Source organism: Bacteroides sp. 41_26, from assembly GCF_949740115.1.
GTDB lineage: Bacteria > Bacteroidota > Bacteroidia > Bacteroidales > Bacteroidaceae > Bacteroides > Bacteroides nordii.
The window spans coordinates 1-16786 of sequence record NZ_CATJGZ010000118.1; the positions used below are offsets into that span (position 1 = coordinate 1).

A 16786-nucleotide genomic window follows, 5' to 3' on the forward strand; every position below is an offset into this window, starting at 1 on the left:
AAAAAGAAAACATAGTGAAGAAAGGACATATCTTTCGTAGTTAACATTTATTAAAGCAATATTCTGCGGAAACATTTGGTTTTAATAGAGTATACGAGCAAAAACACTCATCTGTAACACGCTGACAATTAACAGATTAGAAAACGTCAAATTTGTTACTTTTTTTATAAAAAAATATATCGTATTTTCTTATTACCAAGTAAGGACTGCTAATCCAAAATAATTACATTTACAACAAGCGAAAGAGAAATAATTTCAGATGATACAACAACATATACTCTTGTTAAATTGAAAATGATGACAGAAAGTTTAACATGCCAAAATAGGTTTTTAACAAAACACTTTCCATTGAATGCTGTTGTATTAAACAATAAACGAACAAAATAGAGATATAAACCTAAACAACTTAATTATGGAATGGATTATAAATCAACTAAGAGAGCACCCCGAACTAGCTATCTTCCTGACACTTTTCGCGGGCTTCTGGATAGGTCGGCTAAAAATAGGCAAATTCTCCCTTGGAACAGTGACAAGTGTACTGCTGGTGGGTGTGCTGGTTGGACAATTGAACATCACGGTAGACGGTCCGATGAAAGCTGTGTTCTTTCTGCTCTTTCTTTTTGCTGTAGGCTATAAAGTAGGACCACAATTTTTTCGCGGATTGAAGAAAGACGGTCTACCGCAAGTGGGATTTGCCGTATTAATGTGTATTGTCAGCCTTGTATCTGCCTGGGCACTCGCCAAAATAATGGGTTATCACGTAGGTGAAGCTGCCGGATTACTCGCCGGTTCACAAACTATCTCTGCTGTTATCGGTGTAGCTGAAGATACTATCAACGGGCTGAGCATCAGCGATGCACAAAAAGCAACTTTCATTAATGCTATTCCTGTAGCCTATGCCGTAACTTACATTTTCGGTACCGCTGGCTCTGCCTGGATTCTGGCTTCACTTGGACCGAAATTTCTTGGCGGATTGGAAAAGGTAAAAGCTGACTGTAAAGAACTGGAATCTAAAATGGGAAGTTCGGAAGCTGACGAACCGGGCTTCGCTCCTGCTTTGCGTCCCGTCGCATTCCGCGCCTATCAGATAACCAATGAATGGTTCGGAAAAGGAAAACGTGTAACTGACCTTGAAAGCTACTTGTACGAACAAGGAAAACGGCTCTTCGTAGAACGTGTTCGCCAGGAGGGTATTATAAAAGAAGTTACTCCAAATCTCATTCTGAAAGAAAAGGACGAAGTAGTACTCAGCGGTCGCCGAGAATTCGTGATAGGTGAAGAAGACTGGATAGGCCCTGAAGTAATAGACGCGCAACTACTCGACTTTCCAGCCGAGACACTACCGGTAATGATCACACGAAAAACATTTGCCGGAGAAACAATAAGTACCATCCGGGCACAGAAATGTATGCACGGAGTGAGTATTCGCAGTATCAAACGTGCAGGCATCAACGTCCCCGTACTGGCACAGACCGTAGTAGATGCAGGTGACATGCTCGAACTCACCGGAATGAAACGTGAAGTAGAACTTGCTGCCAAACAAATGGGATACGTAGATCGTCCAACCAATCAAACGGATATGATATTCGTTGGTCTGGGCATTCTCGTCGGAGGTTTAGTAGGTGCATTAACCATCCATTTGGGAGGTATCCCAATAAGTCTCTCTACCAGTGGAGGGGCACTTATTGCAGGATTATTCTTCGGATGGCTTCGCAGCAAGCACCCTACTTTCGGAGGCATACCCGAGCCCTCTCTATGGGTATTGAATAATGTAGGTCTGAATATGTTTATTGCCGTTGTGGGTATCGCTGCCGGACCAAGTTTTGTCACCGGATTCAAAGAAGTAGGTGCCAGCCTGTTTATCGTCGGTGCACTGGCTACGGCTATTCCACTTATCAGTGGATTATTGATGGGAAGATATCTGTTTAAATTCCATCCCGCATTAACATTAGGATGTACCGCCGGAGCAAGAACTACCACTGCAGCACTGGGAGCTGTACAAGATGCGGTTGAAAGTGAAACACCCGCACTGGGATATACTGTAACCTATGCTGTAGGTAATACACTACTTATTATTTGGGGGGTATTTATTGTATTAATGATGTAATAATGTGCTAATTAATAATGTGCCAATATGCCAATGTGCTAATGTGCCAATTGGCTGCGCTATCGCCCGCATGGTAATTGGCACATTGGCATATTAGCACATTAGCACATTATTAATTGGCACATTATTCATTGGCATATTATCTAAATTATTTAATTATGGAAAAGAAATCAAATGGCACAGCCATAACCAAAAGTTTTGCAAAAAAGATGGAGGGCATCAGTCCCTTTGAATTAAAAAACCGCCTGATCGACATGGCGGACGAAAGCGTAAAGAGAATGGCCCACACAATGCTAAACGCCGGACGTGGTAACCCGAACTGGATTGCTACAGAACCTCGCGAAGCATTCTTCCTATTAGGAAAATTCGGGCTCAGTGAATGTACCCGTGTTTCCTCTCTTCCCGAAGGAATAGCCGGCATCCCCCAAAAAGAAGGAATTGCCGCACGTTTTGAAGCCTTTCTGAAAGACAATATCAAAGAACCGGGCTCCAGATTATTAAAAGACAGTTATAACTATCTCCTCATGGAGCATGCCGCAGACCCGGATACACTTGTTCACGAATGGGCAGAAGCCGTCATCGGTGATCAATACCCTGTCCCCGACCGTATCCTACATTTCACCGAACTCCTTGTACAAGATTACCTGGCACAGGAATTATGTGACCGTCGCCCTCCGAAAGGAACTTTTGATCTTTTTGCTACCGAAGGCGGAACAGCGGGTATGTGTTACCTTTTTGACTCTCTGCAAGAGAACTTTTTGCTGAATCAGGGAGATAACATTGCCCTCCTGGTTCCGGTATTCACACCTTATTTAGAAATCCCGGAACTACGCCGATACCAATTCAATGTCACCGAAATCTCAGCCGATAAGATGACGGAAGACGGATTGCATACCTGGCAATATAAAGATGAAGACATTGACAAACTGAAAGATCCGAAAATAAAAGCACTCTTTATTACCAATCCGAGCAATCCCCCCAGCTACTCACTGAGTCCGGAGACAGCTGCACGTATTGTCAATATAGTAAAGAATGACAATCCGAATCTAATGATCATCACCGATGATGTATACGGAACGTTCATCCCTCATTTCCGTTCACTTATGGCGGAGTTGCCACACAATACCCTATGTGTATACTCCTTCTCAAAATACTTTGGAGCAACCGGATGGCGACTTGCTGTCATAGCCCTGCATGAGGATAATATCTATGATAAAATGATAGCCCGCCTCCCGGAAGAGCAGAAAGCGATATTAAATAAACGTTATTCCAGCCTTGATCTTCATCCGGAGAAGATGAAGTTTATCGACCGTATGGTAGCAGACAGCCGTCAGGTAGCATTGAACCATACCGCCGGACTCTCATTGCCGCAACAGATGCAGATGAGTTTGTTTTCCGCCTTTTCTCTGCTCGATAAAGGTGATTATTATAAAACAAAAATGCAGAATATCATTCGCCGCCGCCTGAATGCATTGTGGGACAATACCGGTTTCTCATTGGTAGAAGATCCTTTACGTGCCGGATATTATTCAGAAATAGATATGCTCGTATGGGCACATAAATTTTACGGAGACGAGTTTGTAGACTATCTGAAAAAGACCTACAACCCGTTGGATATAGTATTCCGCCTGGCTAACGAAACCTCACTCGTTTTACTGAATGGCGGCGGGTTTGCCGGTCCGAAATGGAGTGTCCGCGTTTCTCTTGCCAATCTTAACGAAACCGATTATGTAACAATCGGAAAAGGTATTAAGAGAATACTGGATGAATACTATAAGCAGTGGACAGTGGACAATTGACAATTGACAGTGGACAGTGGACAATTGACAGTGGACAATTGACAGTGGACAGTTGACAGTGGATAGTTGACAATTGACAGTTACTATACAGTATTACAGCGCAGCTAACTGTCAATTGTCAATTGTCAACTGTCAATTAAATAACATTCTAAATCTCGTCCACCCGTCCGCATACGTACGGAGTGAGAACGAACATCCGTGACGCATCAGGACTTCACGGATAAATATCAGGCCGATTCCCTGCCCGTTCGGCTTGGTAGAAAAGAAGGGACTGAAGAGTTTAGCTTCAGTCTCTTTTGTTATACCTTTACCATTATCTGCCACCTCAATCCCGCCCGGGGAATAAGTACGTATCTTGATTTCTCCATTCTGCTCAATACTCTCAGCCGCATTCTTTATGATATTCACCAGTACCTGTTCGAATAAAGCAACGTCAAGTTTCACTTCTCCCAATTCCTCATCAATATCCAGTGTTATGGTAATATTACGGTCGGCACACATACCTTCCATAAAACGTTTACAGGAGAATACAAGATCATTGAGATTAACCGGAACCAAGTGAGGTTCAGGTATTTTTACCACATCTGCAAAACGGGTAATAAAGCGGCTCATAGAGAAACAACGGTCTGTACATACACGCATCACCTCACAGATATCTTCCATCCCTTCCGACTCGGAAAGTGCCTGTTCTACGGTATCCAACGTAGAAGTTATACCTGCTGTTGTATTATTCACTTCATGCGCAATCATACGAATCACTTTCTCATACGCCTTTTTCTCAGCTTTCATCACTTCATCCGTCAGGCTTTCTATCAGGAAGAAAGGATGCTGGAATCCCCGGTCGATGAATGAAGAGTGCGTACATTTATAAATATTCGAATCATTCAAACGGACAGTTACTGTCTCTCCCTTAGCAACACGCCCCAATTCCGCAGCCAACGGAGAATCAATAGCAATCAGTTTTTTCCCCTGAACCTCTTCGGGACGAACACCCAGCATTTTAATAGCCATCGGATTTAATTGAGATATTTCATCATCAAGGGTAGTAATAATCACTCCCATTGGAGAAGCATTAATCATCAGATCGAGGAAATGATTCTGTTCCCGAAGCCGGAGACGCTCATTCTTCAACTGCTCCATCATTCTATTGAAAACATTGACCACGCGATCGGCCTCATACTGCCCAACAAGAGTCAAACGACTGCTGAAATCCTGTTCGCGTAATAGCTCCATACCACTACCAATCGTATCCAACGGTTTTATAATCTTGCGATAAAATAAAATCAAATATACCAACAGAAAAACGATCAGAACTTCCGAAATATATAACAAAGGCTTATACACCCATCCACCAAAGTAGAGTATCACTCCACCAAGAGCAGCCAGAAACAAAGCCAGTATAAAAAAATATCCTTTTAGACGCACGATAAATAGTGATTAGTGATTAACGATGAGTGATTAGTGATGAGTGATGAGTGGTTAGTGGGCTGCGCTATAATCCGCATGGCACTAATCACTTATCACTAACCACTCATCACTAATTACTCATTACTAATAATTGATTCCATATTTTTCCAACCTCCGGTAGAGGGCAGCCCGGCTAATACCTAAGGCGGTAGCTACCTGACTGAGGTTCCCTTTACAACGTTCCAGAGTCTGCAAAATAGTCTGACGTTCTATTTCATCCAGTGTCATTCCGGAAAGCGAAGCACCCGTTGCCTTCGGATCATCCTGACGAAGATATTGTGCATCAAAATCCGAAGCATCAAGAATAGCTTTTCCACTGACCAGTATGGTTCGTTCCACCAGATTTTTTAGTTCACGGATGTTCCCCGGAAAGGGCAAACGGCTGAGAAACTGAAGTGCATCAGCAGAAAATTCAGTACGGGGCAAATTATTAACTTCGGCCTGGCGATCGGCAAAATGACGGGCAAGTAACGGAATATCTCCCCTCCTTTCACGCAAAGCCGGAAGTTTAACTGTTATAAGATTGATACGATAGAATAAATCTTCACGGAAAGTATGTTCACTTACCATCTTACGCAAATCGGCATTGGTGGCAGATACCACCCGGATATCAGTCTTACGGGGACGGCTGTCACCCAAAACTTCAAACGTCTGGTCTTGCAGGACACGAAGCAACTTCACCTGGCAAGAAGGGTCCAGATCTCCTATTTCATCCAAAAATATAGTACCTTTGTTTGCCATTTCAAAACGCCCGATACGATCAGCACTGGCATCAGTAAATGCGCCTTTCTTATGCCCAAACATCTCACTTTCAAACAAGCTTTGAGAAATTCCACCCAAATTTACCTTGATAAATGGCTGTTTGGCACGTTGGCTATTTATATGAATAGCTTCGGCTATTAATTCTTTCCCCGTTCCACTTTCTCCGGTAATCAGAACAGAAGCATTGGTACGGGCAATACGGGCAATAGTATTCAAAACATCTGTTAACTCCTGACTCTTACCGATGATATGGTCGCGTTTCAAAGCATCACTCTGTTCTTGTGGTACTTCTGCAGGTGTAGCAGTCAGTTCCAAAGCTGTTTCAATGCGTTGCAACAAGGCAGCATTATTCCAGGGCTTTGTTATAAAATCAAAAGCTCCTGCCTGCATTCCCTGCACTGCCAATTGAATACTTCCCCATGCGGTCATCAGAATAACCGGAACATCAGGACGGAATATTTTCACTTGTCTGAGCAAAGTCAACCCCTCTTCGCCTGTTGTGGAAAGCGTAAAATTCATATCCATCAGGATAAGGGCAGGAGCTTCAGAGCGTACTACCTCCATAGCCTCACGAGGTCCGGGAACTGTTTGCACCTGATAGCCGGCACGTTTTAACATAAAACTGAGAGAAGAACGGACAGCACTGTCGTCGTCAATGATCAATATCATAAGCGTGTGTTTTTATGATCGCAAAAATAAGAATAAATAATGATTAGTACGAATCAGTCGTTGGATATTTAGTTCAAACCTGAAAATAATGAAGTTTGCCGGACGTATCTTTGAGTACCGGAAGTGTCCCTGGCAATATTACTGCCCTTGCCCGGTATTGTGCTTTGTCTATCTCAGAAAGGAATGCCCCTTTTCCCGGTGCAGAGTCTTGTTTTACATGTACATGTAAAGCTGTATGAGATGCACATGTCGTACTGCTCCACATGTACATGTCGTACTGTTTTACATGTACATCTAAAATAACGTTACGCACCGAGGCACCATACATTACTCTACGAGAGGGAGCTTTATCAATACCGGAGAAAGAGATAGATGGTAACGACAGACGTTATTCAGATAGAAACTGATTAAGTTTAGAATGGAGTTTCGACTATTGATTCGCACGATTAATCATTAATCACTTCCTCAAAGTCTACTTCCAGTTCCGTATCTCTCTCGAAATCCCAAAGGGTAAGGCTACGAATCTGATAGAAATAAGACCAATAATTATACAGTTCTGATATATGTTTCTGCCGTGCCTGATCCTTTGAATTCTGCGCATCATTCAAGTCGAGTATATTGATCTTACCTATCAGAAAAGTCTCAATACTGGTTTTATAACGCTGCTGAGCAATAATATCGGCCTCTTTGGCTATGCTTAGCTGTTGTGCCTGATTATTGAAATGCTCCACAAGCAAGAAGATATCCTGATTAAAGTTCATCTGTTCCTGACGAATTTTGGAAAGTACCACTTCACGATTACTCTTTGCCACACGTACCTTACCACGACGCTTTCCCCAATCCAGAATAGGAATCTTGACACCCACTTTCACTATCTGGTTATCGAGCAGATGATTGTAGGCAGAGGCAAACTCTTTGTCAAGCCCTGTATAGCCTACACTGGCAAAAAGGTCTACACTACGCAGATCGCCACGTGCGGTAGCTACCGCATAGTCCGATTCAAGCTGCCGACGACGAATATTCTGTGCAAAAGAGTTACGTTCCAAAGCTTTGCTAAGCACTTCGTTATATTCCATTCGTATGTCCGGTGCCGATTCTGGAACCACTGGTTCCAGCTTTTCATCCTCATCCATTCCCAGAAAAGCGCGAAGCTGGAACATATTGGCATTCAGATTACTCACTGCTTCTGTAGTAGCAGCCTTGGCATTCAGAGCAGAAAGTTTCAGTTGTAACAACTCATTTTCTGATATCTGCCCCATCTCACGCTTAGCTCCGGCTACCTTATATAAATGTTCGGCATTCAGCTCATTCTGCCGGGCAGTAGCCAACGTTTCCTTTGCCAACAGCAACTGAAAAAAGTAAGTAATGGTTTTACGCGTCACATCTTCCGTGGCAGAGATAAAAGCAGCCTTTGCCTCTTCATAGCGTACGGGTTCTATACGACGGTCCCACTTCAGCTTATTCACGCCAAAAACAGGTTGGGTCAGTTCCAGGTTGATCGGTACGGACATGAACTGTTCTTTCCCGTTTCCTCCGAACTGCCTGATATAATCCAATGAAGTTGAGAGAGAAAGTTTACCACCTGTCAGCCATATATTCTGATCAATAGACAAGTCTCCGGATAGTTCCAGGTAGTTGTTACGGACAAACCCGTAAGTACCATCCGAATTTTGATAAGAGCTGTACGATTTTTTATAGTTTGGCAATGTCCCTGTTAGATTCACTTCGGGTAGAAGATCAGCACGAAAAGTACGATATTCCCAATAAGCTGTTTTCAGTTCATTCAAGGCCACCGCCGCATCTACGGATTGAGTACGTGCCAAGGCAATAGCCTCATTAAGAGTTATTTCCCGTTCATTCTGTGCCGTAAGTATTTGCGAAAAGGCAAAAGTCGCTAAAACAAGCAGTATATTCTTCTTTTTCATAAAAGTATTATTTTCTACAATTTAAGAAGTCCAAACGGCGTGCCAAAAAGATAAGTAACTAATTCTCCGATAATTAATACATTCGGTAAGTGTCCGAAAACGAACACTTTGTACACAAATGAACGTCTTTAACATCGTTTACTCACAAACATCCGGGATGCGTACAGTAAAACGTGTTCCCTTTCCTACTTCAGACGTAACACGGATCGTTCCATTAAGCCGCATCACGATTGTCTGACAAATACTAAGCCCTAATCCGGCTCCCTGCGTGAAATTATCCACTTTATAGAAACGTTCGAAAATATGATCCAATCCATCCTGAGAAATTCCCTTACCGGTGTCTTCCACAAATAAAGAGGTATAGCCGAGTTCATCTTCAGTATATCCCACTGTAATAGATCCACTTGTTGTGAACTTAGCAGCATTGTTTATAAGATTATTCACTACCTGCTGCAAGCGTACATTATCTGTCACCATATACTTCTTACTACCTGTCGGGATATCAAGTTTAAGTTCTACCCCCGATGGCATGTTCAACTGCTGGGAGTCATGTACGTTCTTCAACAGCAAAGGAAGACTATGACGGGCAAACTGGAAGTCCATCGTCCCCGACTCAATACGAGACAAGTCAAGAATATCATTAATTAATGCCAACAACAGACTACAGTTCTTATTAATTGTAGTAATAAACTGGGAAACCTCTTCTTCTGTGAAAGCACTTGTATCACTCAACAAGTCGGAGAAACCGACAATAGCATTCAAAGGCGTACGAATTTCGTGACTCATATTGGCTAGGAAGGCAGACTTTAACTTATCAGCCTGCAATGCCTTATCGCGGGCTATGGTCAACTCTTCCTCTGTACTTTTATAACGTTGAATACTCTGACAAACACCAAGAATACTATAAGGCTCATCTGATGTCAGTCCACTAAGCACGGAAGTACGATATTCCCACCACTCGTAATGCCCATCTGCATTACGCTGACGGAAACTCATCCGGGTATTCTGATGTACTCCTGTAAGGGCAGCATCAAATAGAGAACGTATGTGTTCCAACTCTTCCGGATGCACCATCTTTTCCATATTCTCACGCGTAATAGTAGTTGCCGATTCATCAAAACCAAATTGCCGGAGGAATCCTAACGGAAAAGTAAAAATGTTAGTACGAATATTAAATTGCCACGGATAGATAGAACTATCCTCTATTGCCAGGTCAAAAAAGCGTTTCCGCATCTCTTCATCAGATACATTGTGGCAGGAAAGGGCAACGCCGGTAATCTCTCCACGTGAATGAATAGGAACCATCTCTCCGGAAATCGGAAAGTAATTGCCACTATGTACTTCCTGCATAAAAGAGTTGGAAGGAATTATGCAGCTTTTGCCTTCTTTAATTACCTCTTTCAGCATGTCATGCAATACATCTTTACCCTTAGAATATATTTTGAAGATAGAACCGGCAGGCAATCCCTCGTAAGGCCGGACAGTAACATCGACCGGAAGATGCAACATACGTAGCAAAGAGAGATTAGTGAAATGAATACGAAAATCAGTATCATACGTTATTACTCCCTCGCGAATAGAATGGAAAATATTATCAAACTCATCACGCTGGGCCACCAAACGGTTTTGTACCAAAAGACGGGTTTGTGCATGCATTCTCCGGCGTGCCTCCCGTCGATTAGCACGTATCAGCCAAACAACAATAAATACCAATAGCCCAAGTATGGAAGCATAAAGCAAAATGAAAAAGAATTTATACTTCTCCCAATGAGGCTCATTAAGTATAATCCCGGGTTTCACCCGATCTTTTGCCACATGAAAAAAATCGAGCTGCTTATAATCATAGTAAAAATCAATCGGACTTTCAGTAATCCCTAAATCTGTCGGAGAAGTTCCTTTCAGCACTTTAGCTGCCCTCACACCTACCATCCGCGAAGAAGCATACGGATCAGCATCATAAGCACAAAAAACTCCGTTAGTCAACGCCAGGCTCTGGCAGGAAAAAAAAGGCGCTTTAGAGTTCTTGCCGATAAATGCCATAAAAGGAGACCATTTAGGTACTACCACAATACGCCCGTGGCTATTACGCGGGTAACATACAGAAGAGATAATACTATTTGTAGTTCCGGTTTGTACATTGTAAGTCTGCAATTTATAATCAGGATGACGCTTTACAAACTGTCCCCACTCATTCATAAAATCTTCTTTCCCTTTCAAACTTAAAAAGCTGTTATCATTCACACAAACAACCTCTTTACGTTCGGGAAATACCTTATTGGCCTGTTCCAGTAAAAGAAAAAAATCGGGATTGGAAGTGAAACCGCAAATATTAGGTAAAGTAGCCATAAGAGCTTCATCCGGATATTTGATACCGTAAAAAACAACCGGAATCTGACGTGGCAAAGAATCACCACAAGCAAACAATGTATGAAAAGCCTCATCACCAGACGTCACAATTAAGTCTACACCACGTCCTCTTGCCCGTTCGCAAATACGGCTCATAATAACTTTTTCTGAACTATATGCCCAGTAATCGGCATCCAGATATTCGGTGATAATATTAATCTTCAGTTTCTCTTCACCAAAGCCATCACGAAGTCCACGGGTCAGTTCACTATGCCAGGGAGTCTGATTAGTATAAGACTGTATAAAAAGGACATTATAAATCTGTTCAGCAGCAGTTATCGGTAGAAATACTGTAAATAACAGGAACAAAAGTGTGTTATAAAATCGTTGAGTCATAGAATTAAATACTGCGTTGTTTCACGATTGTGCGCACAAATATACGCTATTATCTTGAAAGCAACGCAGATATATAATTTAATTTTCACTCTTCATGCAAAGCTTCTGCCGGTTGAATACCCATTGCTTGCCGGGCAGGGAGCCAGACAGCAATAAATACGGTAATAGCCAACAAGATATAGGTAACAAATGTACCTGCCAGAAAGCGAAGTAACGTAAACTCTACAGGATAGTTGGAAACAACTTCCGCAAAGCCCAAATTAGCTCCCACTATTATTGCCGGAATAAATGCCAGAGTCAACAAAATCAGTCCTTCACCCAGAAGAAGTTTACGCAGACTCACCCTGGTGGCACCTAATGCAACACGTAATCCAAGCTCCGAATGACGTTGTTGGGTACGGAACCAAAAAGTACCCAACACAGCAAGAAAAGCATTCATTAAGAAGAATACAGCCACTGAAAAATAGGTATACAAATCATTGCGAGGCTCTTTCAATTGTATATTTCTATAATCACTCATCGGGCGCATATCTCCAAGATAGAAATTTCCTATCATCAATTGTTCACGCATCTCTTTACGAAACTTACGAATAAAATCTTCTCCGTCGGAATCAGGACGTACCCGGATGTAAACACCTAAATAAGGAGCATCCAGATAATAGAAAGGATATTTTTTTGTGTAAATCAACGGAATATAAGTAGCCGACTGATGAGCGGTAAACTCATTGTACTTTTGGCTTTCACATACAGCCGCTATACGTACACTGTCTCCGTTTAAGTTATTCTTTACCCATTCGCCCACAGCAGGACGATCCGGAAAAAGTCTCCGGGCCAGATTATCCGTTATAATAATATCCGTAAAATTTGCCTTACCCGACAGTTGCTCCGGAGAACTCCCATCTGCTCCTTTCACTCCAAATACCCGGAAATAATCCGAACTAACGCCACGCATGTAACTATTACAGGTAATTGTATCATGCACAAGTGAAGCTGTTTGGTTCATCCAGACATAGTGTTTATGCATGTTTGTATAGCAAACAGATTCCACCGCCGGATGATGTTCCAAGCGGTCTATGAATGCATAGAAATCATCTGTAGCATTCTTTGTATGAAGACTGTCCGGAAGAAATTTTGCACTTTCAGGAGTAAGTACACCAATATTGAGAGCATATACATTGTGCCAGTTGAATCCCAAAGGACGGGTTTGATTAACGGTAATAACATAAACGTAATCTACCGCATACCACATGCAAGTGGAAATAACAAACAACCCGGCTATCAACCATCCATTATGCCGCCGGTTGTTCCATATTATTGTAAAGATGTGCTTGAACATATTGATTACCTTTCATTTAATGCATTGACAATGGTTGTACGAGCCACACGCTCTGCCGGAATCCCTGCAGAAAGTAAGTTGAGAACCAGACAGAAAAGAAGTGCCACAAAGAATATCCACGGACTTATCATGGAAGCATTCATTGTTGCCGTTCCACCATCCGACAACTCAGATGCCAACAACCAGTCTGCCAGTAGCCAAAGAGCAAAATAAGAGAACAACAATCCTACTAATCCTCCGATCAGCGTAAGTAGCAAATTCTCGGTAAGAACTTGCCAGAGCAATCCCGAACGGGTAGCCCCGAAAGCTTTACGTACTCCAATCTCCGAAAGACGTTTACGCATCCGGCTCTGTGTCAGTCCTGACAAATTAATGGCGGGAACAAGCAGAATGACAATCACAATAATAATATAGCGGATTATGACCTCCTGCCCCGGAACACCACCATTTGCATACTTATGAAGCATCTGAACGAAAAAAGTATCAGGTTGTCCCAATAAATCCAGTTGCATTTCCTGATCATTGCTGTTCAGCTTAGCCAGGTTCACGTCTACTTCCTTGAGTATCTCAGGAAAATCGGCAGAGGAATGTGCCAGAATAAAACACTGAAAACCGCCTGTATGCCCTTTTGTCCATCCCGAAAGATCAATACGGCTAATATCACTATTAGTAGTATAAGGTACCCATATTTCAGAGTAGCTCTGCTCAGCAAACTTGCTCACATCGCGTACTACCCCGCAAATGGTGAACTCTACAAAGTTTAGTTCCAAACGACGTCCCACAGCTTCTTCTACTCCACCAAACAAACGGCGGGCTACACTTTCGCATATTACGGCTTGTTTCAATCCGGACTTAAAAGCAGCCTCATCATAGGGTTTTCCGGCAAGAAAACCAAATTCAAATACACGCCAGAAGGCAGCATCGGTATAAAGTGACTGACAATTAATCTCCTCTCCTCCACCCGGAACAGCAGCCAACATACGTCCATATTCACAAATAGCTGTTACTGCTTCTGCAGTTGTCAGCGGATAAAATAGTTGTTGTATATCATAGAGAGATACCCGGCTATAATTACGTGCATCTTTATTCTCTTTTTCATAAACACTGGACCATTTCACATACAACGTACGATCACGGTTTGTTTCCGGTTCATAATTTGTTGTCTTAGCGTACAACAAAATGATAATCACCATCACCACTGAAATAGCAAGTGCCGTACCGGCAATACTGATTGCAGAGAGCAGCTTATTCTCCAGCAGCAAATGAAAGGCTTGTTTGAAATGTTGTTTAAACATGAAATAATTTACGATTAGACGATTTACGATTAAACAATTGGGATTACTTTCAGTTATAAATATGGGAATCAGACGATTAATCAATTTATTCAGTAACTTCAATCGTAAATCGTAAATTGTCTAATCGTAAATCCCTTTATTCTTCCCTCAGTGCCTCTGCCGGCTGTATCTTCATCGCTTTACGTGCCGGAATACCAATACCTGTCACAATCATTAAGGTAATGAGAACAAATGTAAGAACTGTGGTAATTATGAAACGCCCGGTTTCAAGGGTAGTACCATTCATCCATGAGTTCAGTTCGGCATGTGCTAAATTCCAGTCGATAACAATGGCAGGTACAGTAGCTATCACAAGCAACAGCAATCCTTCTGTCAGCAAACGATTAAAGATGGTACGGTTTGTTCCTCCCAATGCCTTGTGCAGAGCAATCTCACTCCGGCGTTGTTGTGTACGGAACCAGAAGGTACCCAACAATCCCAGAAAGATATTCAGTAGCAGAAAAACCATGCCGAAAACATAATTACGCAACTCATTCATAGAGTTCTGTTCAAAATTGCGGCGAATGTCTGCAAAAGAGCGAATATCGGCAATGAAAACATTTCCCACACGTAACTGTTTCTCACTGTCAGCTTTAAGGCGATTGATAAAGTCTACATCCTGATTTTCCTTCACACGTATACATACTTCTAAATGAGTATCATACCAACTCCTCGATAACTGATAAAGCATACAGTAGGAGAACAAAGCCTGATCGTGATCCGAGTAGCGTATCGGTTTCAAAGAAGCAGCCAGATTGTAAGTTTTCGTAGTATCACCCCACAAATAAAACTGTTTACCTACCAATGAGGTTAATTTAATATTATATTTTCTCTCATACAGATTATCAGATGCCAGAAAGTTCTCTTTAGTCAGCATTTCTGCCAATTGCTCCGGTGTTTCTCCGCGTGTCCCCTCATAGCGGAATACCCGCAGGAAATCCGGAGTTACCAGACGACGCACTACATATCCATAGGATTGAAGTGTATCATACCTTATATCACTGCCGCTATTGCTTCCATTATAAGGATAAGAATTCTGGGACAAACTTACAGCTTCTACCTCCGGACGACGGGCGATACGGTTCACCAACTCTTCTATTTCATCGGCAATCAATGTGTCATTCGGAATAAAGTCAGGACTTTTATCTGTAAGTCCGCCCATGCTTACGAGATAGCAATGAGAGATGTCGAACCCATGCGGCTCGTTGTACACACGATACTGAACATAGATATAATCCACAACATACCACATCACCACACTTACCAATAGTAACTCTGTAGCTATCCAAAGATTGGAATGCCACTCATTTTTTATCTGTGTAAATAGTTTTTTATTCATCATTCATTCGGTTTAATGAGTTCTACCTCCCAAAGCATTTACAATACTGGTACGCGACGCTTTCCATGCCGGCAGGCCGGTACTCAGGAAGTTAAGTATAAAGCAGAAAAGCAATGCATACATAAATGTAGAAGGTTGTAGCAGGATAGAGGCATTTACTTCGGGTGGATTGAGCGTAGCACTATAGTCCTGAAACAGAAAACTGTTTCCCAGATAGGCAAACAATACACTGAAAAGTAAACCTACCAGACCGGCAAACAGGGTTACTATCAAGTTCTCCATTACAATCTGCCCCATCATCTCCGTACGTGTACTTCCAAAAGCACGACGTACACCAATCTCAGAAACACGCTGACGCAAACGGCTCTGAGTCATACTACTCAGGTTAATGGCAGGCACCAACAGCAGGATAACGAAAATAGTAATCCGCTGTCGGCGGGCAGCCTTTACATCAGGCTCCCAGTTGGCAGCAAAAGCTATAGCCTGCTTCTCCTGATCGTACGGACGATTGCGATAAATTAACTCATAACCACTTTCGGCCAACAAATGATTATACTGCTGCTGCATTTTCTTAACCTCTTCACGAATGCGCTCAAAGTCGTCCCGGCTTTGTGCCAGAATCGTTACACTCATCATTCCCATATGACTATCACTCCATGTATCTTTGGCCAAATCTGTCGAAGTATAAGGGATCCACACTTGTCCGTATGAAGAACTTGCCAAAGTAGAAACATCTTTCACTATCCCCACTACTTTATAGGGAGCATGATTTAAAAGAAATTCATATCCAACGGATTCAGTTGTACCAAACAGAGCACGGGAAACACTCTCTGTCAACACAGCCACAGGCCGGCCGGAATCAAAAGTAGCCTGGTCATAAGGCTTACCGGCAACAAATGCAAAATCGAACACCTGCCAGAAAGTATTGTCAGTCTGTCGTAAGTCAATACTAACGGCAGGACTACCCGGCACAGAAGCGGGAGTAGTTATTGCCGCACAACAATAAACAGTAACTGCCTCAGGGGTGGTAAGTGACTTAAAGCAAGCTTTTGCAGTTTGTTCGCTCATAGGCCCGTTGCTGGTACCGTCTCCCCACTCCTTGTTACCGATACTCATAAAAGCAAAGTGCAGGAAACGATCTCTGTTGCTTTCCGGAGAAAAAGGAGCTACCTTCACCTGCTGAATCATCACCACCAGCATTATGAGGAAAATAGCAAGCGCCGTACCCAGTACACTGACCAGACTTATAATAGGTTGCTGGCGCAATTGTGCCAACGCTTGTTTGAAATATAGTTTAATCATCTTG

At 42.5% G+C, this 16786-nt stretch carries 11 protein-coding genes; 2 read left to right on the forward strand and 9 right to left on the reverse strand.

Annotation, left to right across the window (positions count from 1 at the left end; translation table 11 throughout):
- The first annotated feature begins 412 nt into the window (after positions 1-412).
- Complete coding sequence (aspT, locus tag QX565_RS17515; RefSeq protein WP_221651423.1) at positions 413-2107, forward strand: aspartate-alanine antiporter; 1695 nt, start codon at positions 413-415, stop codon at positions 2105-2107.
- A gap of 158 nt (positions 2108-2265) precedes the next feature.
- A complete protein-coding gene (gene aspD, locus QX565_RS17520; protein ID WP_221651422.1) occupies positions 2266-3906 on the forward strand; it encodes an aspartate 4-decarboxylase in 1641 nt (546 codons plus the stop codon).
- 132 nt (positions 3907-4038) lie between these two features.
- On the opposite strand, the gene QX565_RS17525 is transcribed toward aspD, so the two are convergent.
- The 9 genes from QX565_RS17525 to QX565_RS17565 form a co-directional block, all read right to left on the reverse strand.
- Positions 4039-5331 carry a sensor histidine kinase gene (locus tag QX565_RS17525; RefSeq protein ID WP_289293723.1) on the reverse strand — a complete coding sequence of 431 codons (1293 nt, stop codon included), beginning with the start codon at positions 5329-5331 and terminating at the stop codon, positions 4039-4041.
- A gap of 126 nt (positions 5332-5457) precedes the next feature.
- Positions 5458-6804, reverse strand: coding sequence for a sigma-54-dependent transcriptional regulator (locus QX565_RS17530; RefSeq protein WP_289293724.1), 1347 nt, complete (start codon positions 6802-6804; stop codon positions 5458-5460).
- 73 nt (positions 6805-6877) lie between these two features.
- Positions 6878-7075, reverse strand: coding sequence for a hypothetical protein (locus QX565_RS17535; RefSeq protein ID WP_289293725.1), 198 nt, complete (start codon positions 7073-7075; stop codon positions 6878-6880).
- Positions 7076-7250: 175 nt separating this feature from the next.
- Positions 7251-8729, reverse strand: a complete 1479-nt coding sequence (locus tag QX565_RS17540) for a TolC family protein (protein ID WP_289293727.1) — start codon at positions 8727-8729, stop codon at positions 7251-7253.
- Between the two features lie 138 nt (positions 8730-8867).
- Positions 8868-11471: a sensor histidine kinase gene (locus QX565_RS17545; protein WP_289293729.1), complete on the reverse strand. Its 2604-nt coding sequence runs from the start codon at positions 11469-11471 to the stop codon at positions 8868-8870.
- An 85-nt stretch (positions 11472-11556) separates the two neighbouring features.
- Positions 11557-12807: an ABC transporter permease gene (locus QX565_RS17550; RefSeq protein WP_289293730.1), complete on the reverse strand. Its 1251-nt coding sequence runs from the start codon at positions 12805-12807 to the stop codon at positions 11557-11559.
- A gap of 5 nt (positions 12808-12812) precedes the next feature.
- Positions 12813-14102, reverse strand: a complete 1290-nt coding sequence (locus tag QX565_RS17555; RefSeq protein ID WP_289293732.1) for an ABC transporter permease — start codon at positions 14100-14102, stop codon at positions 12813-12815.
- A 136-nt stretch (positions 14103-14238) separates the two neighbouring features.
- Positions 14239-15480, reverse strand: coding sequence for an ABC transporter permease (locus tag QX565_RS17560; protein WP_221651425.1), 1242 nt, complete (start codon positions 15478-15480; stop codon positions 14239-14241).
- Between the two features lie 12 nt (positions 15481-15492).
- Positions 15493-16782: an ABC transporter permease gene (locus tag QX565_RS17565; protein WP_289293733.1), complete on the reverse strand. Its 1290-nt coding sequence runs from the start codon at positions 16780-16782 to the stop codon at positions 15493-15495.
- Positions 16783-16786: the final 4 nt, after the last annotated feature.

What these genes read in the sequence shown, in the direction of transcription:
- QX565_RS17560 (WP_221651425.1), bottom strand. Translation starts at nt 15,480, where the DNA reads ATGAATAAAAAACTATTTACACAGATAAAAAATGAGTGGCATTCCAAT.
- QX565_RS17550 (WP_289293730.1), bottom strand. Translation starts at nt 12,807, where the DNA reads ATGTTCAAGCACATCTTTACAATAATATGGAACAACCGGCGGCATAAT.
- aspD (WP_221651422.1), top strand. Translation starts at nt 2,266, where the DNA reads ATGGAAAAGAAATCAAATGGCACAGCCATAACCAAAAGTTTTGCAAAA.
- QX565_RS17555 (WP_289293732.1), bottom strand. Translation starts at nt 14,102, where the DNA reads ATGTTTAAACAACATTTCAAACAAGCCTTTCATTTGCTGCTGGAGAAT.
- QX565_RS17540 (WP_289293727.1), bottom strand. Translation starts at nt 8,729, where the DNA reads ATGAAAAAGAAGAATATACTGCTTGTTTTAGCGACTTTTGCCTTTTCG.
- QX565_RS17545 (WP_289293729.1), bottom strand. Translation starts at nt 11,471, where the DNA reads ATGACTCAACGATTTTATAACACACTTTTGTTCCTGTTATTTACAGTA.
- QX565_RS17565 (WP_289293733.1), bottom strand. Translation starts at nt 16,782, where the DNA reads ATGATTAAACTATATTTCAAACAAGCGTTGGCACAATTGCGCCAGCAA.
- QX565_RS17530 (WP_289293724.1), bottom strand. Translation starts at nt 6,804, where the DNA reads ATGATATTGATCATTGACGACGACAGTGCTGTCCGTTCTTCTCTCAGT.
- aspT (WP_221651423.1), top strand. Translation starts at nt 413, where the DNA reads ATGGAATGGATTATAAATCAACTAAGAGAGCACCCCGAACTAGCTATC.
- QX565_RS17535 (WP_289293725.1), bottom strand. Translation starts at nt 7,075, where the DNA reads ATGTACATGTGGAGCAGTACGACATGTGCATCTCATACAGCTTTACAT.